Below are 20357 nucleotides of genomic sequence, written 5' to 3' on the forward strand. Positions count from 1 at the left end.
GGGAAAAACACGCGCACGGAGCCGTGCGACAGGGGCAAAGCGCCCGTAGCGTAAGCGCATGATCGAGCTCACCGGCTTGACCAAGCACTACGGCGAGAAGGTGGCCGTAGACCACCTCACCTGCACCGTCCGCCCAGGCATCGTCACCGGCTTCCTCGGACCCAACGGCGCCGGCAAGTCCACCACCATGCGGATGATGCTGGGCCTGGACCGCCCCACCGCGGGCGACGTCCGCATCGACGGCAAGCACTACGCCGACCTGCACGACCCCCTCACCTACATCGGCGCCCTGCTGGAGGCCGAGCCCTGGCATCCGGGCCGTAGCGCGTACCACCACCTGCTCTGCCTGGCGCAGTCCAACCGCATCCCGGCCCAGCGGGTGCACCAGGTGCTGGACACCGTCGGCCTGACCTCGGTCGCCAGAAAGCGCACCAAGGGCTTCTCGCTCGGCATGGGCCAACGCCTCGGCATCGCCGCCGCCCTGCTCGGCGACCCGCGGGTGCTGCTGTTCGACGAACCGGTCAACGGCCTCGACCCCGAGGGCATCCACTGGATCCGCAACCTGATGAAGGACCTGGCGGCCCAGGGCCGCACCGTCTTCGTCTCCAGCCATCTGATGAGCGAGATGGCGCTGACCGCCGACCACCTGGTGGTCATCGGCCAGGGCCGCCTGCTCGCCGACACCTCGATGGCCGAGTTCATCGCGCGCAACTCGCGCTCCTTCGTACGCGTCCGTACCCCGCAGCCGGAAGCCCTGCGGGACGCCCTGCACTCCGCCGGAATCACCGCGCAGTCCTCCGCCGACGGCGCGTTCGAGATCCGCGACGTGGGCGCGGCGCGCCTCGGCGATCTGGCCGCGGAACACGGGATCGTGCTGCATGAACTGTCACCGCAACACGCCTCGCTGGAGGAGGCGTTCATGCGGCTGACGGCGGAGACGGTGGAGTACCACGCACATGACGGCGAGCCGCTGCCGGAGGAGAAGCAACCCGCCTGGGGTGCGGACTGGCGACAGCGGCGGGGCAAGGGAGCGTGACCATGGCGGCGACGGCGGCGGTTGTTCGGTCGGAGTGGACCAAGATCCGGTCAGTGCGGTCCACGGGGTGGACACTGTCACTGGCGGCGGTCATCACGGTGGGGCTCGGCCTACTGATCTCCTTGCTCACCAACAACGAGTTCACCAAGATGCCGCTCAACGAGCGGATCACCTTCGACCCGACGTACACCAGCTTCGCGGGCATGCGCATCGGCCAGCTGTTGATGATCGTCTTCGGGGTGCTGGTGGTGTCCAGCGAGTACTCCACCGGAATGATCCGCAGCTCGCTGGCGGCGGTACCGCAGCGCGGCAGGTTCCTGTTCGGCAAGATCGCGGTCGCCACCGCGCTGGCCCTGGTGGTCGGCGAGGTCACCTCGTTCGTCTCGTTCTTCGTCGGCCAGGCGGTACTGGGCAGCCACCGCACCGGGATCGGCAGCCCCGGCGTGCTGCGCGCGGTGGTCGGCGGTGGGCTGTACATGACGTTGATGGCGGTGTTCGCGATGGGATGTGCGGCGATGCTGCGCAGCCCGCTGCTGTCGTTGTCGATCCTGATGCCGTTCTTCTTCCTGATCTCCAACATCCTCGGCGGGGTCAGTGCCACCAAGAAGATCGCCCGCTATCTGCCCGACCAGGCGGGCCAGAAGGTCATGATGGTGGTCACCCGCAACGACGGCCGCCCGTACGGGCCTTGGCTGGGCCTGCTGATCATGGTGGCTTGGGTGGCCGCCGCACTGGTCGGCGGCTACGCGCTGTTGCGGAAGCGGGACGCCTAGGCGCGGTACCGTGGCGGTGTGGTGACACGGAGCCTTGAGGCGCTCGGGCTGGACGCCATCGCCGCCCAGCAGCCGCTGCGCTACCCGGGCGGCCGGGTGTCGGAGCCCGCGCTGCTGCACCGCGACAAACTGCTGCCGCTGCGCCCGCTGGCCGGACCGCTGGGCGGGTGGCAGGTCGATGGTTCGGGGCGCCAACTGGATGAGTTCCTCACCGAGTTGGACCTGCCGCCGACCGGCAAACGCGTTCCGGTCATGGCCGTCGGCTCCAACGGCTCCCCCGGCCAGATGCGGCACAAACTCACCTCGACCGGACTGACCGCGACGGTTCCCATGGTTCCGGTACGCGTCACCGGCATCGCGGTGGGCGTCTCCGCGCACGTCAGCGTGCACGGGTACGTGAGCGCTTCGCCGTATCTGGACGGCGCGCGGGAATCGACGCTCGTCACCTCCTGGCTCGACGCCGATCAGCTCAGGGCGATCGACGCCTCGGAAGCGCTCAACTTCCGCCGTGTGAAGATCACTTGTGACCGTTTCCCCATGCGGCTGGCGAGCGGCACCCCGCTGCCGGTCGCGTATCTGTACGCCAACATCCACGGCGTCCTGGCCCTGGACGGCCGCACCCCCCACCCCACCACGGACCAGCACACCCTGCTGACCGAACTCCTGGCCGCCTCCCCCCAGTTGCACGAGCTGCTGGGACCGACTCCCCAGTCCTGGGTACAACGCGCCGCCGCCACCCCGCAGGCTCGCACCCAGGCCACCCAGCTCTTCAAGTCCCAGGGCTGGACCCTCCCGCAGCCCGAACTCCTCTCCCACCAGGTCCACACCTGACCAGCACGGACCGCGCACCCAGCGCCGGAACGCCCGGGAGCGAAGCCCCCAGGGAAACCCCCACTCCGGGAACCCGCGCGGAGTCCCGCCTAGTGGCGCGGAGCGTTCCGGGATCGCAGGAGCTTCGCGCTCCGACGGTCCCTGGCCTCCCAGCAGGAGCGGTGCCAGTGGCGCCGGTCGTCCACTCCCCCGTACTCCGGCCAGGCCACGACATGGCCGACGCCGGGCGGAATCTCCTGGTCACAGCCGGGGCACCGGTACGTCTTGCCGCCGGTGCCCGCGACAGGGCGCATCACCCACTCCTCGCCCTGCCAGGTCTCCACCCGCTCCAGGCCGTGCCGGTCGCCCTCCGGCCGCGGTTCGAACTTGTCGGCCCGGTACGGGCGGTTTCGGCGCGGCGACACGGGACACCTCACGGACGGGTGGCTTGCCAAGGGTCACCACCAGCGTACGCGGCGCGCTCGCCCTCGGGTAACCGCCGGATTCCGGGGTGGACGCCTGTCCGACAATCACGCAGTCACGAAATAACGGCGCCACCCCGTGCCTTCGGCACGTGTCGCGCGTTATTGCCAATGGGGAGCCTCGCCGGGCGAGGAGAGGTGAATCAACAATGCGCGTAGGGCTGTTCGCGCTCTCGGCCCAGTTCCCGGGCCAGGGCCACACCGAAGCGCTGCACCGTACGCTGCGCACCGCGGACGCCGCCGAGGCCGCCGGGCTCGACGCCGTGTGGCTGGCCGAGCACCACTTCATGCCGTACGGGGTGTGCCCGCAAGGCGCCACGCTGGCCGCGATGCTGCTCGGCCGTACTCGCCGGATCGGCGTCGGCACCGCCGTCAGCGTGCTGCCCACCGCCCACCCGGTCACCCTCGGCGAGCAGGCCGCCCTGCTGCACCTGACCTCCGGCGGCCGCTTCACCCTGGGCGTCGGGCGTGGCGGCCCCTGGCAGGACCTGGAGGTCTTCGGTACCGGCCTGGCCGCCTACGAGGAGGGCTTCCCCGAGGCGCTCGACCTGCTGCTGCGCTGGCTGCGCGAGCCACGGGTCGGCGCGGACGGGGCGCGCTACCGGTTCCGTGAGGTCCCCGTGGTGCCCCGCGCCGACGAGTTGGAGGACTCGCCCGGACCACCGGTGGTGCTCGCCTGCACCTCACCGGCGAGCGTACGGCTCGCCGCGCGGCACGGTCTGCCGATGCTGCTCGGCATGCACTGCGGCGACGAGGAGAAGGCGGAGATGACCGCGCTGTGGCGCAACACCGCGCTGGTGCTGGGGCGTTCACCCGAAGAGGTGGACCGGGTAGCGCATGTCTCCGCCGGAGTGGTGCAGTTGGCGGACACCGAACAGGACGCCGTGGAGACGCTGACCAAGGCCATGCCGGAGTGGCTGCGTCAGGGCCTCGCCGCACATGTGACGGTGGACGGCCGGCCCCGCCGAATGCGGGACGCGGACGCGTACACCGAGTTGCTGTGCCGACTGCACCCGGTGGGCACCCCCCGGCTGTGCGCCGACCGACTCGCCGCGACCGCGGAGCGCACCGGTATCAGCCGCTTCGCGCTGCTCGCCGAGGGCTCCGGCGATCTGACCGGTACCGAACTGAACGTGGCGCGGTTGGGCAGCGAAGTGCTCCCGCTGCTGACGTAGCAGCGGGAGACCCAAGTCGGCGTCGGTAGGTACGCTCAGCAGTCCCTCAACTCGGGGGACTGATTGAGCAGTTGGGCCCGCACGGAAGTGAAGCGGGCGTACGTCGGGTCGACGGAGGAGTCGAGTGGGAAGACGGCGACCCGATGGCAGTTCTGGAATGCGAGCCGGACCCCGAAGTGCCGCTGCAGAGCGCCGCGTATGGCGTCGCTGGCGAGTGCGCGCAGCAACTGGCCGCGCGCCTGCTCGTCCGGCGGCGGGACCTGGTTGTCGGCGAACTCTCCACCGTCCACCTTCAGTTCGGCCACCAGTGAGCTGATCAGCTCCCATGCGTACGGCAGGGAGGTCCGGACGCAGTCGACGAATTCCGCTTCGTCAACCTCGCCTCGCTCGGCCTGTTCGAGGAGGGCCGGTGAGACGTCGAGCGACATGGGGTTCTCCTCTCGCGACCCCGCGCGGCGCACGGGGCCTAACGGATGTCGGAGGGAAGCCACCGAAATATCTCCCGCACGGCGGACTCCCGCTACCCACGGTATGGGGATCGGTACTGCCGCACCAGAAGCTTGCGCCCACAACCAGCCAACCTCGGTTGCCCGCCCTGTCCCCGAATGCGCCTCCTGTCGCGCGACCGGCGCGGATCCAGCACAGGTAGGGGTACGGGTTCCGGGACAGCCAAGATCAGAATGCGCGGCGGGGGCAGGTTCGAGTAGCGTTGCGGACCGTGCGTCTCGTCATTGCTCGTTGCTCCGTGGACTACGCGGGTCGGCTCACCGCCCATCTGCCGTCGGCGCCGCGACTTCTCCTGATAAAGGCCGATGGCAGTGTGTCGATCCATGCGGATGACCGCGCCTACAAACCCCTCAACTGGATGTCGCCGCCGTGCACCCTCAAGGAGGGGGACGGTGTGTGGACGGTGGTCAACAAGGCGGGGGAGAAGCTCATCATCACCTTGGAGGAGGTGCTGCACGACTCCTCCCACGAACTGGGCGTCGACCCCGGTCTGATCAAGGACGGTGTGGAGGCACACCTCCAGGAGCTCCTCGCCGACCGCATCGAGACCCTCGGTGCGGGCTGGACGCTCATTCGACGCGAATACCCCACGGCCATCGGCCCGGTGGACATCCTGTGCCGGGACGCCGACGGCGGTACGGTCGCGGTGGAGATCAAACGGCGCGGCGAGATCGACGGTGTTGAACAGCTCACGCGCTATCTGGAACTACTCAACCGCGATCCGCACCTGGCCCCGGTGAAGGGCGTCTTCGCCGCCCAGGAGATCAAGCCGCAGGCCCGCGTACTGGCCACGGACCGTGGCATCTCCTGCGCGGTCCTGGACTACGACGGCCTGCGCGGCATCGAGGACGACAAGCTACGCCTTTTCTAGGGCTTCGGGGCAACGCGCCCTCGCCCTGCACTTGGGAGCTCCGCTCCCCGAACCCCCGGTGCCAAACGCTCCGGGGGTTCGTCTTCCCTTGGGTTTCTTTGGGCGGCTTCGCCGCACATCCCCAACTCTGTTACGCGGTGCTGCCGCTGCGGGTCGCGCTGGGCGTCGCTGAACCGCCGCGGGAAGCTGGCCCGCTGACCGACTCGCTGGGTGCCGCCCCGCTGGCCGCCGTGGTCGTGCCGCTCGGAGGGACCGGGGACTTGGACGACGGCGAGGTCGCTGACGAACTCGGCGATGGCGAGGTCGACTTGGTCGGCGATGTCGTTGGCGATGACGGCGGCGCCTGGGTAGGTGGCGTCGTCGTCGGCGAGGTCGTCGACCCGGTACCGCCCGGCCAGGTCGCCCCGGTGGGCGGTGCCGCCGGTGCCGGGCTCTGCGACCTGGCCGCACGGTGGCTCGGCGAGCCGGACGGCGCCGCGTGCCGTGGGGTACCGCTCCTGGTCGACGGCTGCCCGGCGGGCAGATCACCGTCGTTGTTGGTGTCCTGGGTGGCCGATTCCGAGGTGTTGACATTCATCGGCGCGTTCTGCTCCGGATTGTGCCCGGAGGTCGCACCGATCGTCACCACGGTCCCGAGCACGGCGACCAGCACCGCCCCCGCCCCCGCGGCGACGAGGTTGCGCTTCGACCCGGCGAGCGCCCCGAACCGGCGGCGGCCCGGCGCCTCCTCGGCGGCGACGGCCCTCGGGGTCACCACGGTCGGCGCCGTCTGTTCCAGCGCGGACAGCGGCCGAAGGGTCAGCGGAGACGGCGACGCCTCACTACGGGAGACCGGGATCTCCTCCGCGGACTGGGTGCGCACCGGTGACGGCCCGGCCGCCCGGTCGGTGACCAGCGCGAGGGTGCGCCGCCCGACGATGGTGCCCTGCCGATCGGCCAGCACACCGCGCATCCCGATGGACGCCTCCAACTCGGTGCGGGCCCGCTCCAGATTGCCGGTGCACAGCGCGAGTACGCCCAACTCATGGTGGAAATAGGCCTCTTCGCCCACCTCACCGGCGAGCCGCGCGGCCTCCTGCCCGATCCGCAGCGCGCGCTCCCACGCGCTCCAGTTCAACGCGGCGGCGAACGCCGGTGCCGCGGTGTGCGCCAGCAGCACCGCCGCGCTGGGGTGGCCGCCGTCGCGGCTGGCGGACATCGCGGCGAGGATCGCGTCCGCCTCGGCGGCGACCCGTTCCGCGTCGACCGACGGATGCCCCGCCCACCACGCGTAGTGCTGTGCGGGCGCCTGGGAGCGTTCCCGCTGCCCGGCGTCGCCTCCGGCGGTGAGCTGCTGGAGCACCCCGGCGGCCAGCCGGAAGTGCGAGCCGACCGGGGTGGCCAGCCCGGCCTCGACGAGTTCGGCGAGCGCCGCGTCGGCGTGCGTGTCCCCGACCAGCGCGGGCAGGTGCGACTGGTGCGGGCACTCGCCGCCGAGCGCGATGGCGAAGGCGAGCGCCTCGGCGGCGTTCTCGCTCAGCCGGGAGGCGAGTAGCTGGGCCGGGGCGGCGCTCTCCGCCAGCGACGGCAGCGCGGTACGGCCGGATATCGCGTTGGGGTCGAACGGGTTGTCATCCACCCGTTCCGCGGACCGCTCGGCGTCCTCCGTCGCGGGCTGTAGCGCCACCTCGCGGTGCCGCAGCAGGGCGGCGGCCTGGACGAAGCGCAGCGGCAGGCCCTCGGACTCGAACCACAGGTCCGCCGACCAGGCTGTCTCCTCGTCGGTGAGCGGACGCTCGACGGCCCGCTCCAGCAGTTCCGCGCAGGCGGCCTTGGACAGGCCGGACAGGAAGACCTCTTCGAGGTGCGAGTCGGGCGAGGGGGCGGCCACCTCGGGGGTGGCGGAGATCAGGAAGGCGCATTCGGGAGCCGAGGCGAGGAACTCCTCCAGCGCCGCGCCGCCGAACTCGATGTCGTCCAGGACGACGACGGCGCCGACATCGGCCACCAGCTCCCGCAGCCGCGGCCGGTCCGGACGGTGGCCGTCCGCACGGTAGACCGCGGTGTAGAGGTCGTACAGCAGGTCGGCGGGGGTGCGCCGGTAGCCGGACAGCCGTATGACGCCGTCGGGCGCGAGGCCCACGCACCGGTCGGCTGTCACGGCCAGCAGCGCGGTGCGCCCGGAACCGGAGGGTCCGGTGACCCGTACCGAGCGGCCCCGGCCGAGCAGCCGTACCAGCCGCTCGATCTCCTCCGACCGCTCCAGCAACGGCCGTTCGGGCACCGGCGTACCGGCGGTGGCCACCGGACGCGCGGAGGGGGTACCTCCCATGCCCTTGAGGCTATGGGGCAGATCTCGGGCCGCCCGCTCCTCCGGGGTTCGGCGAGCGGCCGCGGGTATCCGGTCGGGCGGGCAGAGGACGACCTCGCTGCCGTCTATCGGGTTGACGGTCAGCAGGTACTCCCCCGCCACCACCTGGACGACCCGCGCGGCGGTCTGGCCGCCGGTGGCCGCTTCGCCGAGCGGGGTGCGCGGCGGGCGCCGGGTCGACAGGGTGTCCTCACTACCCGTCACCGGTGGTCCCGGCGTACCGGATGCCTCGTGGTCCTCGGGGCCACGGTTGTGTGGTTCCATCGTCTCCGCCCCCCATAGCGACTCGCGTACGGGATGTCGTACCGGAAGCCCGTACGCCCGAACATGGGACCGGCCCGGTTGCCTTGCGACGGCGTGCCGGACGGCACGCCGGGACCGAACCCTACTGTGTTCTCCCCCAGACCGTGACACCCCCGGTCGGCATCAGCGGAACCGGCCCCCGGCGCTAGGAGCGTGGCGACGGGTCCGCCGTGACACCGCGCTCGATGGTGAGGATCCGGTGCAGCCTGGTCGCCACCAGCAGCCGTTCCATCTGCGGGGGCACACCCCGCAGCACCAGCCGTCGATTGGCCCGTCCGGCGCGCCGGTGCGCGCCCATGATCACGCCAAGGCCCGTGGCGTCCCACGAGTCCAGTTCGGTCAGATCCAGCACCAGGTCCCCGTGGCCGGAGTCGACAGCGGAATGCAGGACGGTACGGGCGTCCGCCGCGCTCCGGACATCGAGGCGGCCCCCGACGCTGAGCTGGGCATGGTCGCCCCTGATGTGCATGCGCGCTCCCAAGGTGTGTGGATCCCCGTTGTCCGTACCGATCGTCTCTCCAGTCTCACCGCAACTGACGATTCGTCGCATCCGAGGGTTGCCGTCCGTGAGCGAACCGATACCGAATTCACTCGTCGGGGTGAAGGCGTGAGTACCAGCGCGGTTGTCGGCGCTGGTACTGACGCGCCGTTCGCCGCTTCAGTAACGGTAGAAGCCCTGGCCGCTCTTTCGGCCGATGTCACCAGCGTCAACCATGCGCCGCATCAGCTCCGGCGGGGCGAACTTCTCGTCCTGGGACTCGGTGTAGATGTTGCCGGTGGCGTGCAGCAGGATGTCGACACCGGTCAGGTCGGTGGTGGCCAGCGGTCCCATGGCGTGGCCGAACCCGAGCTTGCAGGCGGTGTCGATGTCCTCGGCGGAGGCGACGCCGGACTCGTAGAGCTTGACGGCCTCGACCACCAGGGCGGAGATCAGCCGGGTGGTGACGAAGCCCGCGACATCGCGGTTGACGACGATGCAGGTCTTGCCGACCTCCTCGGCGAAGGCCCGGGCGCGGGCCAGCGTCTCGTCGCTGGTCTTGTAGCCGCGCACCAGTTCACACAGCTGCATCATCGGCACCGGCGAGAAGAAGTGCGTACCGACCACGCGCTCCGGCCGCTCGGTCACCGCGGCGATCTTGGTGATCGGAATGGCGGAGGTGTTGGAGGCGAGCACCGCCTCCTCGCCCACCAGCTTGTCGAGGGCGCGGAAGATCTCCTGCTTGACCTCGATCTTCTCGAAGACCGCCTCCACCACGATGTCCGCGTCGGCGGCGGCGTCGAGGTCGGTGGTCGTGGTGATACGGGCGAGTGCGGCCTCGGCGTCCTCGGCGGCGAGCTTGCCCTTGGTGACGAACTTCTCGTACGACGCCTGGATCCCGCCCTTGCCACGGGCCAGCGCCTCGTCGGTGACATCGCGCAGGATGACCTCGTAGCCCGCCTGGGCGGATACCTGTGCGATGCCGGAGCCCATCAGACCGGCCCCGATGACGGCGAGCTTCTTCGCCACGACACACCCCTCTATTTGACGTCTTTGGGCGGACCTTAACGCCCGTTCACCACTGCGCGCAGTATGAAGAGGCTCGCGTCACTATGTGTTCTTCACCGCATAGTTGAGGACCCGCTCGCCCAGCAGGTCCTCCATCTCGTCCAGCAGGGCGAGCGCCTCCCGGGAGACCTCGGCGGGCTTGCGGCCCGCCACCATCTGGCGGCCGACGTATGCCATCAAGGTGGCCTGCAGCCAGGCCAGTTGGGAGCCGACGAGGAGCGGCAGCGGATCCCCGGCATCGGCCGCCGTCTCCTCGCGCAGGGCCCGCTCGGCGGCTTCGATGACCTCCTGTTGCAGGTACCACAGGCGCGCCTTGAGGGCGTGCGAGCCCTCGATGACGCGCATGAAGCGGTCATATCCGTCGAACAGCCCGACCGACGGCGACACTTCCTCCACCTGTCCGCGCAGTTCGCGCAGTACGGCCGCGGCGGCCGACTCCCCCCTGTCGCGGCCCCGCACATACCGGGGGAGACGGTCGATGACGCCCTTGCTCCGGTCGAAGAAGAGGTCCTCCTTCGCGGGGAAGTAGTTGTAGACGGTGTTGACGGAGACATCGGCCGCGGCGGCGATCTCCGCGATGGTCACCGCGTCGAACCCGCGCTCCAGGAACAGCCCGGTCGCGATGTCCGAGATGTTCTGCCGGGTCTGCCGCTTCTTCCGCTCCCTGAGCCCCTCTTCCGCCATGCACCCATCCTAGCTTCGCTGACCTCTCTTAAATTTTGGAGCCGTTGCAAAATTTAAGCGTCCCTGGTTTTCTTGCACCATGGCAGTCATCAGCACGGCCGGGCTCGCCCGGACCTTCGACACCAAACGCGGCCCGGTCCACGCGGTACGCGGCATCGACCTCACCGTGGAAGCGGGCGAGATCCTCGGCTTCCTCGGCCCCAACGGCGCCGGGAAGACCACCACCTTGCGGATGCTCACCACGCTGCTCGCACCGACCGGCGGAGCCGCCACCGTGGCGGGCTGCGACCTGCTCCGCGACCCGGTCGGGGTGCGGCGGCAGACCGGGTACGTCGCCCAGTCCGGCGGCGTCGACCCGAGCATCCGCGTACGGGAGGAACTGGTCACCCAGGGGCGGCTCTACCGGCTGTCCAAGGCCGAAGCCGAGGCGCGCGCCGAGGAGTTGGCCCACGAGCTGAACTTGACCGGACTCCTGGAGCGCAAGTGCGCGGCGCTGTCCGGCGGGCAGCGGCGGCGGTTGGACATCGCCATGGGCCTCACCCACCGGCCCGCGGTGCTCTTCCTGGACGAGCCGACCACCGGACTCGACCCGGGCAGCCGCTCCGACCTGTGGGACCTGGTCCGGCGGATCCGCGCGCAGTGGGGCACCACCGTCTTCCTCACCACGCACTACCTGGACGAGGCCGACGCGCTCTCCGACCGCCTGGTCGTCGTCGACCAGGGCCGGGTCGTCGCGGAGGGCACCCCGACCGCCCTCAAGACGCGGTACGCGGGCTCACCCGACGCGAGCTTGCAGGACACCTTCCTCGCCATCACCGGGCGCGGGGTCGCGCCGCAGGACACTACCCCCATCGCCGTCTAGGAGCCCACGTTGACCACTCTCGTCTCCGACACCGCGCTGGTCTTCGGGCGCTACGCGCGGCAGACGCTGCGCTCGAAGATGCAGATCTTCTTCGGCGCCCTGATGCCGGTGCTCTATCTGTTGTTCTACGGACCGCTTCTGACCGCTATGCCGCTTGCCTCCCGCGGCAGCTCCTGGCAGGTACTGGTGCCCGGGCTGCTGCTCCAACTCGGGCTGTTCGGCGCCGCGTTCTGCGGTTTCGCCATCATCATCGAGAAGCAGCACGGCGTCGTGGAGCGGATGCGGGTCACCCCGGTCAGCAGGCTCGCGCTGCTGCTGGGCAGGGTGCTGCGGGACGCGGCGCTGTTCGTCTTCCAGGCCGTGCTGGTGATCCTCGTCGCGCTGGCCATGGGGCTGCGCGCACCGCTGCCCGGCATCCTGATCGGCTTCGGGTTCGTCGCCGCGATGACGGTCTCGCTCGCCTCGCTGTCGTACGCGCTGGCGCTGCGGGTGTCCACCCCGCAGTCGTTCGGCCCGCTGGTCAACGCGGTCAACATGCCCGCGATGCTGCTGTCCGGCCTGATGCTGCCGATGTCCCTCGCGCCCGGCTGGTTGAACGTGCTCTCGCACTTCATGCCGTTCCGCTACCTGGTCGACGCGGTCCGCGCCGCCTTCGTCGGCGACTACGGCGGCACGGCGATGCTGTACGGGGTCCTGGTGACGGCAGCGTTGCTGCTGGCCTCCGTGGCCACGGGGACGCGCCTGTTCCGCCGAGCGGGGGCGTAGGGCTAGCGCGGGGGGTAGAGCTTGAAGGCCGAGGTGTCGAGCACGAAGTCAAAGGGCGCGGGAAGCGGGATGGGCTCGCCGAACTGGCTTTGGTGGATGGTCCGGTAGGTGCCGCCACGGGGTTCGGAGTGGAGTTCGCAGGAGCCGTCGTTGGGGTCGATCAGCAGGTAGAGCGGAATGTCACTGGCGGCGTACCACAGGCGCTTCTTGAAGTAGTCGGGACCCTTGTCGGTCGACACGATCTCGACGACCAGTTCCACACGGTCGGCGGGCAGGGGATTGGCGTTGTCGTCGGCCTTCCCCATGGCGGTGACCACCACGTCCGGTTTGGGCTCGAAGCCGGGTCGCGGCGACATGAGCGCCTGCTCGGTCATGGACCACCAGCCGCGCGTGACGAACGCGGCCGTCACGTGGGACTGGATGAAGTTGTGAATCGGAGGCGCCGATGCCTGCATCACGATGTTCCCGTCGATGAGCTCGATCTTGTAGCCGTCGAGCTCGGGAATCTTCTCCAGCAGGCGTACCACGTCGTGGGTGCTGCCCAGTTCCATCACCGTCATGGCACCTCCTCGCCTCCCCATCGTAGCCACGGCCCCTCAGCCCGAGGCTGACAGATAGCCTGACCCCATGGTTCACCTCACGCGTATCTACACCCGGACGGGTGATGACGGCAGCACCGCCCTCGGGGACATGAGCCGGGCGCCCAAGACCGACCCGCGGATCGCGGCGTACGCCGACGCCAACGAGGCGAACGCCGCGATCGGCGTGGCGATCGCGCTCGGCGCACTGCCGGACGAGGTCACCAAGGTCCTGGTCCGGGTGCAGAACGATCTGTTCGACGTGGGCGCGGACCTCGCGACCCCGGTCGTGGAGAACCCCAAGTACCCGCCGTTGCGCGTCGAACAGGGTTACATCGACAAGTTGGAGGCGGACTGCGACCGCTTCCTCGCCGACCTGGAGAAGCTCCGCAGCTTCATCCTCCCCGGCGGCACCCCGGGCGCCGCCCTGCTCCACCAGGCCTGCACAATCGTGCGCCGCGCCGAACGCACCACCTGGGCCGCACTGGAGTCACACGGCGAAACGATGAACCCGCTGACGGCGAAGTACCTCAACCGCCTCTCGGACCTGCTGTTCATCCTGGCCCGCACCGCGAACAAGGAACGTGGCGACGTGTTGTGGGTTCCAGGCGAGAACCGCTGAGCGCTCCGCTGGCAGTGCGGGGAATGTGCCGTCGCTCATCTGCGGAATCATCGTGGCTGGTCGCGCCCACGCGACGGTGCCGCACATGAACACAGCCCCGCGCCCCTTCGGGGCGCTGCCGACCGTGGCTGACTTCGCCCGGTCTATCAGGCCACGTTGACCCGCTGGCCCGGAGGCGCGGCCTCCAGCCAGGCCAGGAAGCCCGTGAGGGCGTCCTCGCTCATCGCGAGTTCGAGGCGCGCGCCTCGATGCGTACAGACCAGCACCACCGCGTCGGAGAGCAGCGCCAGCTCCTCCTCGCCCTGCGGGGTGCGTCGCTGGATGACCTCGATCGCGGAGCGTTCCAGAACGCGACGCGGCCGCGGGGCGTAGGAGAAGACCCGGAACCACTCGACCCGGTCACCGCTGTACCGGGCCACGCCGTACACCCAGCCCTTGCCGGTCGGCTCGACGGCCGTCTCCTCGGCGGCCCGCAGACTGCAGTCGAAGGTGCCGCCCGGCCGCTGGATCAGCCTGCGGCGAAGTCCGAAGACGAAAAGGCCGACCGCGGCCACCGCGACGGCCAGTCCGAACAACTGCAAGGCGAGGACCACGCTGACTGACCTCCTCGCCTTCAGGTCCGGGGTGCCCGGACACCTTTACAGACTGTTCCTACTGCGGCGGGGCCGCGGACCCCCGGTTCGGCGGTCCGCGGCCCAGCTCGCGTTTCAGTACGTGCCGGTGGCGACACGCAGTCGCGCCGCGGCCTTGAGTTCAGCCTGCGCGTCCGCGTCCGCCTTGGCGACCTCAAGCTCACGCTCGGCGCGCTCGACGTCGATCTCCTCCGCGAGCTCGGCGATCTCCGCGAGAATCGAGAGCTTGTTGTCCGCGAACGAGATGAACCCACCGTGCACCAGCGCGACGACCGGGCCGTCGGCGGTGCGGATGGTCACCGGACCGAACTCCAACACACTGAGCAGCGGCTGGTGGCCCGGCATGATGCCTACGTCGCCCGACACCGTGCGCGCGACGACGATGGTGGCCTCACCGGTCCAGACCTTGCGGTCGGCGGCGACCAGCTCGACGTGCAGCTCGGCCAAGATGGCTCCTCGGGTCTCCACCCACCGCTGCCGGCAGGTGTTGGGTCACAGGATAACGGGGTGCGAGACGGGGGGCGGGACCAGCCCGCCCCCCATCACACGTGCGAAGCGTCAGGCGTCAGGAGACGCCCAGATCCTTCGCGTTCTTCTTCAGGTCCTCAAGACCACCGCACATGAAGAACGCCTGCTCCGGGAAGTGGTCGAACTCACCGTCGGCGATCGCGGTGAACGCGGCGATCGACTCATCCAGCGAGACGTCCGAACCGTCCACGCCGGTGAACTGCTTCGCCGCGTGGGTGTTCTGGGACAGGAACCGCTCGATGCGGCGGGCGCGGTGGACGGTGAGCTTGTCCTCCTCGCTCAGTTCGTCGATACCGAGGATCGCGATGATGTCCTGGAGGTCCTTGTACTTCTGCAGGATGCTCTTGACGCGCATCGCGCAGTCGTAGTGGTCCTGCGCGATGTAGCGCGGGTCCAGGATGCGGGACGTGGAGTCCAGCGGGTCCACCGCCGGGTAGATGCCCTTCTCCGAGATCGGCCGGGAGAGCACCGTGGTCGCGTCGAGGTGCGCGAAGGTGGTCGCCGGGGCCGGGTCGGTCAGGTCGTCCGCCGGGACGTAGATCGCCTGCATCGAGGTGATCGAGTGGCCGCGGGTCGAGGTGATGCGCTCCTGCAGGATGCCCATCTCGTCCGCGAGGTTCGGCTGGTAGCCCACCGCGGACGGCATGCGGCCGAGCAGGGTGGAGACCTCGGAACCGGCCTGGGTGAAGCGGAAGATGTTGTCGATGAAGAACAGCACGTCCTGCTTCTGCACATCGCGGAAGTACTCCGCCATGGTCAGACCGGCCAGCGCGACCCGCAGACGGGTACCCGGGGGCTCGTCCATCTGACCGAAGACCAGCGCGGTCTTGTCCAGAACGCCCGACTCCTCCATTTCCTGGATGAGGTCGTTGCCCTCACGGGTGCGCTCACCGACGCCGGCGAAGACGGAAACACCTTCGTGCAGCTTCGCCACACGCATGATCATTTCCTGGATCAGAACGGTCTTGCCGACACCGGCACCACCGAACAGACCGATCTTGCCGCCCTTGACGTACGGGGTCAGCAGGTCGACGACCTTCAGACCGGTCTCGAACATCTCGGTCTTCGACTCGAGCTGGTCGAAGGCCGGGGCCTTGCGGTGGATCGACCAGCGCTCGGTGACCTCGGAGGCCGCCTCCGGCTCGTTCAGGATCTCGCCGAGGGTGTTGAACACCCGGCCCTTGGTGACATCGCCGACCGGCACCGAGATGCCCGCGCCGGTGTCGATCACCTCGGCCTGGCGGACCAGGCCGTCGGTGGGCTGCATCGAGATCGCGCGGACCAGGCCGTCACCCAGGTGCTGGGCGACCTCCAGGGTCAGCGTGCGCTTCTGCCCGGCGTTGGCCGGGTCGGCGACCTCGACGTGCAGCGCGTTGTAGATCTCCGGCATCGCGTCGACGGGGAACTCCACGTCGACGACGGGGCCGATGACCCGGGCGACCCGGCCGGTCGCCGCAGTCGTCTCAACAGTGGTGGTCATGATTAGCGGTCACTCCCCGCGGTCGCGTCGGCCAGGGCACTCGCGCCACCGACGATCTCGCTGATTTCCTGGGTGATATCGGCCTGGCGGGCCGCGTTGGCAAGCCGCGTGAGCGACTTGATGAGTTCCTCGGCGTTGTCGGTCGCCGACTTCATCGCCCGGCGGCGGGCGGCGTGCTCGGAGGCAGCCGCCTGCAGCAGGGCGTTGTAGACCCGGCTCTCGACGTACCGCGGCAGCAGCGCGTCCAGCACGCCCTCCGCCGACGGCTCGAACTCGTACAGCGGCATGGGCTTGCCGTCGTGCGCCTCAGCCTCCTCGACCGCTTCCGCGGTCTTCTCCAGGCTGAGCGGCAGCAGCCGGTCGCCCACCGGCGACTGCGTCATCATCGACACGAACTCCGTGTAGACGATGTGCAGTTCGTCGACGCCGCCCTCCTCCGAGCCCGCGACCACGGACTCGATCAGCGGGTCGGCGACCCGCTTGGCGTCCGCGTACGTCGGGCTGTCGGTGAAGCCGGTCCACGAGTCCGCGATGGCGGTACCGCGGAAGTTGTAGTACGCCACACCCTTGCGGCCCACGACGTACGACACGACCTCCTTGCCCTCGGAGCGCAGCCGCTCCGTGAGCCGCTCGGCCGCCTTGATGGCGTTGGCGGAGTACCCGCCGGCCAGACCGCGGTCACTCGTGATGAGCAGCACCGCGGCGCGCGCCGGGTTCTTCTTCTCGGTGGTCAGCGGGTGCTTGTCGTTGGAGCCGGTGGCCACCGCCGCCACCGCGCGGGTCAGCGCGGAGGAGTAGGGGGTGGAGGCCGCCACCGCGCGCTGCGCCTTGACGATGCGGGCAGCGGCGATCATCTCCATCGCCTTGGTGATCTTCTTGGTTGCGGAGACGGAGCGGATGCGGCGCTTGTAGACCCGAAGTTGAGCGCCCATGCTCAGCCCTCACCCAGCAGCTTGCCGTCCGAGGTCTCGAACTGCTTCTTGAAGGTGTCGACCGCCTCGGAGATCGCCTCGATGGTCGCGTCGGACATCTTGCCGCCCTCGCGGATGCTGTTGAGCAGCTCCTTCTTCTCGCGCTCCATCCAGTCCAGCAGCTCACGCTCGAAGCGGCGGATGTCCTCGACGGGCACGTCGTCCAGCTTGCCGTTGGTGCCGGCCCAGATGGAGACGACCTGCTCCTCGACCGCGTACGGCGCGTACTGGCCCTGCTTGAGCAGCTCGACCATGCGCTTGCCGCGCTCCAGCGACGCCTTGGAGGCCGCGTCCAGGTCGGAACCGAAGGCGGCGAACGCCTCCAGCTCGCGGTACTGGGCGAGGTCGACCCGCAGGCGGCCGGAGACCTGGCGCATCGCCTTGTGCTGCGCGGAGCCACCGACACGGGAGACCGAGATACCCACGTTCAGCGCCGGGCGCTGGCCCGCGTTGAACAGGTCGGACTCCAGGAAGCACTGGCCGTCGGTGATGGAGATGACGTTGGTCGGGATGAACGCCGACACGTCGTTGGCCTTGGTCTCCACGATCGGCAGGCCCGTCATGGAACCCGCGCCCATGTCGTCGGAGAGCTTGGCGCAGCGCTCCAGCAGCCGCGAGTGCAGGTAGAAGACGTCACCCGGGTAGGCCTCACGGCCCGGCGGGCGGCGCAGCAGCAGGGAGACCGCGCGGTAGGCGTCGGCCTGCTTGGACAGGTCGTCGAAGACGATCAGGACGTGCTTGCCCTGGTACATCCAGTGCTGGCCGATGGCCGAACCGGTGTACGGCGCAAGGTACTTGAAGCCCGCCGGGTCGGACGCCGGGGCGGCGACGATGGTGGTGAACTCCAGGCAGCCCGCCTCCTCCAGCGCGCCGCGCACGGACGCGATGGTGGAGCCCTTCTGGCCGATGGCGACGTAGATGCAGCGGACCTGCTTGTTCGGGTCGCCGGAGCGCCAGTTGTCGCGCTGGTTGATGATCGTGTCGACGGCGAGCGCGGTCTTGCCGGTCTGCCGGTCGCCGATGATCAGCTGACGCTGACCGCGGCCGATCGGGGTCATCGCGTCGACGGCCTTCAGACCGGTCTGCATCGGCTCGTGCACCGACTTGCGCTGCATGACCGTGGGGGCCTGCAGTTCGAGGGCGCGGCGGCCGTCCGTCTCGATCTCGCCGAGGCCGTCGATCGGGTTGCCCAGGGGGTCGACAACGCGGCCGAGGTAGCCCTCGCCCACCGGTACGGACAGCACCTCGCCGGTGCGGCGAACGGTCTGCCCCTGCTCGATGCCGCTGAACTCACCGAGGATGACGGCACCGATCTCCCGCTCCTCGAGGTTGAGGGCGAGGCCGAGGGTGCCGTCCTCGAACTTCAGCAGCTCGTTCGCCATGGCCGAGGGCAGGCCCTCGACGTGCGCGATGCCGTCACCGGCATCGCTGACCGTACCGACCTCCTCGCGCGAGGCCGCGTCCGGCTTGTACGCCTGGACGAAGTCCTCCAGCGCGCTCCGGATCTCCTCCGGCCGGATCGTGAGCTCCGCCATCTGGGTTCCCTGCTCTCCTTGTTGGGCCCTAAGTATCTTTACGGCCCAACTCGGGCCGCTTCAGTGCTAAGCGTGTTCTTCGGGGGCTGTCGCCAGCCCCCCATCGGTGGCTGGTCAGCCGGTCAGCCGCCGGGTCGCCTCTTCGAGGCGGCTGGCGACCGTGCCGTCGATGACCTCGTCGCCGACCCGCACGCTGATCCCGCCGAGGACCTCGGGGTCCACGTCCAGGTTCAGGTGCACCTGGCGGCCGTACAGCTTGGCCAGCGCCGCACCGAGACGCTGCTTTTGCTGGTCGGACAGCGGCACCGCCGACGTGACCACCGCGACCAGCCGACCGCGACGCTCCGCTGCCAGCTTGGAGAGGGCGTCGAGCCCTGCTTCCAGGCTACGGCCCCGCGGAAGTGCCACAAGACGCGCGACCAGACGGACGGTGACGTCGTGCGCCCGGCCGCCCAGCAGCGTGGTGATCAACTCCGCCTTGGCCGAGCCGCTGGTCGCGCCGTCGGTCAGTGCGGCGCGCAGCTCGGTGGACGAACCGACGATCCGCGCGGTGCGGAACAGCTCGTCCTCCACGTCGTCCAGCGCACCGGAGCGCTGGGCGCCGATGAGCTCCGCGGTGTCCGAAAGGTTCTCGACCGCGTCGACCAGGTCGCGCGACGCCGACCAGCGCGACCGGACCATGCCCGCGACCAGGTCGACGGCCTCGCCGCCGACCTGCCCGGCCAGCAGTCGCCGGACCAGTTCCGCCTTCTCCTCGCCGCCCTGTGCGGGGTCGGTGAGGAGTCGGCGCAGCGACACCTCTCGGTCGAGCAGTGCCGTTACGGCAGCCAGTTCCTCGGCGAGCTGCGCCGCGTCGACGGAGGTGTTGTCCGTCAGCGCGTCGAGCCGCTCGCGTGCGGCGGCCAGTGCCTCGCGGCTCGCTCCATTCATCGCGTGGCCTCGGCCTTCTCCTCAAGCTCGTCAAGGAAGCGGTCGATGACACGGCTCTGCCGGGCGTGCTCTTCGAGCGACTCGCCGACCAGCTTGGCGGCCAGTTCGGTGGCGAGCTTGCCCACGTCCTGGCGCAGTGCGAGGGCGGCCTGCTTGCGGTCGGCCTCGATCTGGGCGTGGCCCGCGGCGATGATCTCCTCGCGCTGGCGCTGGCCTTCGCTGCGCATCTCGGCGATGAGCGCGGCACCCTGCTCCTGTGCCTCCTGGCGCAGGCGGTTGGCCTCGTGGCGAGCCTCGGCGAGCTGCTGGCGGTACTGCTCCAGCGTCGCTTCGGCCTCGGCCTGGGCGGCCTCGGCCTTCTCCATGCCGCCTTCGATGGCCTCGTGCCGCTGCTCCAGCACCTTGTTGATGCGCGGCAGCAGCACCTTGCCGAGGAAGCCGAAGACGATGAAGAAGGCGACCAGGCCGATGACCAGCTCCGGCAGCGGCGGAACGAGCGGATTCTCCGCCTCCGCAGCAATCTGAAGGAGAGTCACATCGGGACCTTTCGTCGGTTAAGGGCTGTCGATCGGCTCGGTCAGTTCTGGCCGAACACGAACGGCATGACGATGCCGATGAGGGCGAGCGCCTCACAGAGCGCGAAGCCCAGGATCATGTTCTGGCGGATGAGGCCGGTCGCCTCGGGCTGACGGGCCATGGCCTGGACACCGTTACCGAAGATGATGCCGATGCCCACGCCCGGGCCGATGGCGGCGAGACCGTAGCCGATGGAGGCGACGGAGCCGTAGACGTGCGTCTTGGGGGTAGCAGCGGCGGCAAGAGTGACGAGCTCGTGCATCATGTCGTTTTTCTTCCTTAGTGTCTTGTCACAGCCGGTGGGCGGGCCACCGAGGGCGGGTCGGAGGTCTTGTCGGACG

General features: G+C 69.6%; 23 protein-coding genes. 8 read left to right on the top strand and 15 right to left on the bottom strand.

Annotated elements, in window-relative coordinates:
- Positions 1-58: 58 nt before the first annotated feature.
- From NON19_RS25830 to NON19_RS25840, 3 genes are read left to right on the top strand one after another with little or no spacing between them, the layout of a single operon-like run.
- Positions 59-1036, top strand: coding sequence for an ABC transporter ATP-binding protein (locus tag NON19_RS25830; RefSeq protein ID WP_255931475.1), 978 nt, complete (start codon positions 59-61; stop codon positions 1034-1036).
- A gap of 2 nt (positions 1037-1038) precedes the next feature.
- Positions 1039-1809, top strand: a complete 771-nt coding sequence (locus NON19_RS25835; protein ID WP_255931476.1) for an ABC-2 transporter permease — start codon at positions 1039-1041, stop codon at positions 1807-1809.
- Between the two features lie 18 nt (positions 1810-1827).
- Positions 1828-2640 (top strand): hypothetical protein, encoded by an 813-nt coding sequence (locus NON19_RS25840; protein WP_255931477.1) that lies wholly within the window; start codon positions 1828-1830, stop codon positions 2638-2640.
- Positions 2641-2729: 89 nt separating this feature from the next.
- Here the strand turns inward: NON19_RS25840 and NON19_RS25845 are convergent, their stop codons facing one another.
- A complete protein-coding gene (locus NON19_RS25845; protein WP_255931478.1) occupies positions 2730-3044 on the bottom strand; it encodes an Rv1322 family protein in 315 nt (104 codons plus the stop codon).
- A 206-nt stretch (positions 3045-3250) separates the two neighbouring features.
- Here NON19_RS25845 and NON19_RS25850 point away from each other — a divergent pair, with 206 nt between their 5' ends.
- Complete coding sequence (locus NON19_RS25850) at positions 3251-4276, top strand: LLM class flavin-dependent oxidoreductase (RefSeq protein WP_255931479.1); 1026 nt, start codon at positions 3251-3253, stop codon at positions 4274-4276.
- Positions 4277-4311: 35 nt separating this feature from the next.
- Here NON19_RS25850 and NON19_RS25855 read toward each other — a convergent pair whose 3' ends face one another.
- The gene (locus NON19_RS25855; RefSeq protein WP_255931480.1) at positions 4312-4704 is read right to left on the bottom strand and encodes an SCO5389 family protein; all 393 of its coding nucleotides are present in this window, start codon (positions 4702-4704) and stop codon (positions 4312-4314) included.
- A 290-nt stretch (positions 4705-4994) separates the two neighbouring features.
- Between NON19_RS25855 and nucS the strand changes: the two genes are divergently transcribed.
- Positions 4995-5654, top strand: coding sequence for an endonuclease NucS (gene nucS, locus NON19_RS25860; RefSeq protein WP_255931481.1), 660 nt, complete (start codon positions 4995-4997; stop codon positions 5652-5654).
- Between the two features lie 130 nt (positions 5655-5784).
- On the opposite strand, the gene NON19_RS25865 is transcribed toward nucS, so the two are convergent.
- The 4 genes from NON19_RS25865 to NON19_RS25880 all read right to left on the bottom strand — a co-directional run bounded on the left by NON19_RS25865 (position 5785) and on the right by NON19_RS25880 (position 10537).
- The gene (locus tag NON19_RS25865) at positions 5785-8268 is read right to left on the bottom strand and encodes a P-loop NTPase family protein (protein ID WP_255931482.1); all 2484 of its coding nucleotides are present in this window, start codon (positions 8266-8268) and stop codon (positions 5785-5787) included.
- Between the two features lie 184 nt (positions 8269-8452).
- Positions 8453-8776 (bottom strand): STAS domain-containing protein, encoded by a 324-nt coding sequence (locus NON19_RS25870; RefSeq protein ID WP_255931483.1) that lies wholly within the window; start codon positions 8774-8776, stop codon positions 8453-8455.
- A 189-nt stretch (positions 8777-8965) separates the two neighbouring features.
- Complete coding sequence (locus tag NON19_RS25875) at positions 8966-9814, bottom strand: 3-hydroxyacyl-CoA dehydrogenase family protein (RefSeq protein ID WP_255931484.1); 849 nt, start codon at positions 9812-9814, stop codon at positions 8966-8968.
- Between the two features lie 81 nt (positions 9815-9895).
- Positions 9896-10537 carry a TetR/AcrR family transcriptional regulator gene (locus NON19_RS25880; protein ID WP_255931485.1) on the bottom strand — a complete coding sequence of 214 codons (642 nt, stop codon included), beginning with the start codon at positions 10535-10537 and terminating at the stop codon, positions 9896-9898.
- Positions 10538-10616: 79 nt separating this feature from the next.
- Here NON19_RS25880 and NON19_RS25885 point away from each other — a divergent pair, with 79 nt between their 5' ends.
- Positions 10617-11399: an ABC transporter ATP-binding protein gene (locus NON19_RS25885; protein WP_255931486.1), complete on the top strand. Its 783-nt coding sequence runs from the start codon at positions 10617-10619 to the stop codon at positions 11397-11399.
- A gap of 9 nt (positions 11400-11408) precedes the next feature.
- Complete coding sequence (locus tag NON19_RS25890) at positions 11409-12164, top strand: ABC transporter permease (RefSeq protein ID WP_255931487.1); 756 nt, start codon at positions 11409-11411, stop codon at positions 12162-12164.
- Positions 12165-12166: 2 nt separating this feature from the next.
- On the opposite strand, the gene NON19_RS25895 is transcribed toward NON19_RS25890, so the two are convergent.
- Complete coding sequence (locus NON19_RS25895) at positions 12167-12715, bottom strand: Uma2 family endonuclease (RefSeq protein ID WP_255931488.1); 549 nt, start codon at positions 12713-12715, stop codon at positions 12167-12169.
- 76 nt (positions 12716-12791) lie between these two features.
- Between NON19_RS25895 and NON19_RS25900 the strand changes: the two genes are divergently transcribed.
- A complete protein-coding gene (locus tag NON19_RS25900; RefSeq protein WP_255931489.1) occupies positions 12792-13364 on the top strand; it encodes a cob(I)yrinic acid a,c-diamide adenosyltransferase in 573 nt (190 codons plus the stop codon).
- 146 nt (positions 13365-13510) lie between these two features.
- On the opposite strand, the gene NON19_RS25905 is transcribed toward NON19_RS25900, so the two are convergent.
- From NON19_RS25905 to atpE, 8 genes are all read right to left on the bottom strand, one after another.
- On the bottom strand, positions 13511-13957 hold the full coding sequence (locus NON19_RS25905) for a DUF2550 domain-containing protein (RefSeq protein WP_255931490.1): 447 nt from the start codon (positions 13955-13957) through the stop codon (positions 13511-13513).
- 114 nt (positions 13958-14071) lie between these two features.
- Positions 14072-14446 carry a F0F1 ATP synthase subunit epsilon gene (locus NON19_RS25910; RefSeq protein WP_255931531.1) on the bottom strand — a complete coding sequence of 125 codons (375 nt, stop codon included), beginning with the start codon at positions 14444-14446 and terminating at the stop codon, positions 14072-14074.
- Between the two features lie 115 nt (positions 14447-14561).
- Positions 14562-16004, bottom strand: a complete 1443-nt coding sequence (atpD, locus tag NON19_RS25915) for a F0F1 ATP synthase subunit beta (protein WP_255931491.1) — start codon at positions 16002-16004, stop codon at positions 14562-14564.
- Between the two features lie 2 nt (positions 16005-16006).
- The gene (locus NON19_RS25920; RefSeq protein ID WP_255931492.1) at positions 16007-16936 is read right to left on the bottom strand and encodes a F0F1 ATP synthase subunit gamma; all 930 of its coding nucleotides are present in this window, start codon (positions 16934-16936) and stop codon (positions 16007-16009) included.
- Positions 16937-16938: 2 nt separating this feature from the next.
- Complete coding sequence (gene atpA, locus NON19_RS25925) at positions 16939-18510, bottom strand: F0F1 ATP synthase subunit alpha (protein ID WP_255931493.1); 1572 nt, start codon at positions 18508-18510, stop codon at positions 16939-16941.
- Between the two features lie 114 nt (positions 18511-18624).
- Positions 18625-19440 carry a F0F1 ATP synthase subunit delta gene (locus tag NON19_RS25930; protein ID WP_255931494.1) on the bottom strand — a complete coding sequence of 272 codons (816 nt, stop codon included), beginning with the start codon at positions 19438-19440 and terminating at the stop codon, positions 18625-18627.
- The gene (locus NON19_RS25935) at positions 19437-19976 is read right to left on the bottom strand and encodes a F0F1 ATP synthase subunit B (protein WP_255931495.1); all 540 of its coding nucleotides are present in this window, start codon (positions 19974-19976) and stop codon (positions 19437-19439) included. The genes NON19_RS25930 and NON19_RS25935 overlap by 4 nt, the downstream gene beginning before the upstream one ends.
- Positions 19977-20017: 41 nt before the next feature.
- Positions 20018-20278: an ATP synthase F0 subunit C gene (atpE, locus tag NON19_RS25940; protein ID WP_255931532.1), complete on the bottom strand. Its 261-nt coding sequence runs from the start codon at positions 20276-20278 to the stop codon at positions 20018-20020.
- Positions 20279-20357: the final 79 nt, after the last annotated feature.

It is taken from the genome of Streptantibioticus rubrisoli, assembly GCF_024436055.1.
Classification (GTDB): domain Bacteria; phylum Actinomycetota; class Actinomycetes; order Streptomycetales; family Streptomycetaceae; genus Streptantibioticus_A; species Streptantibioticus_A rubrisoli.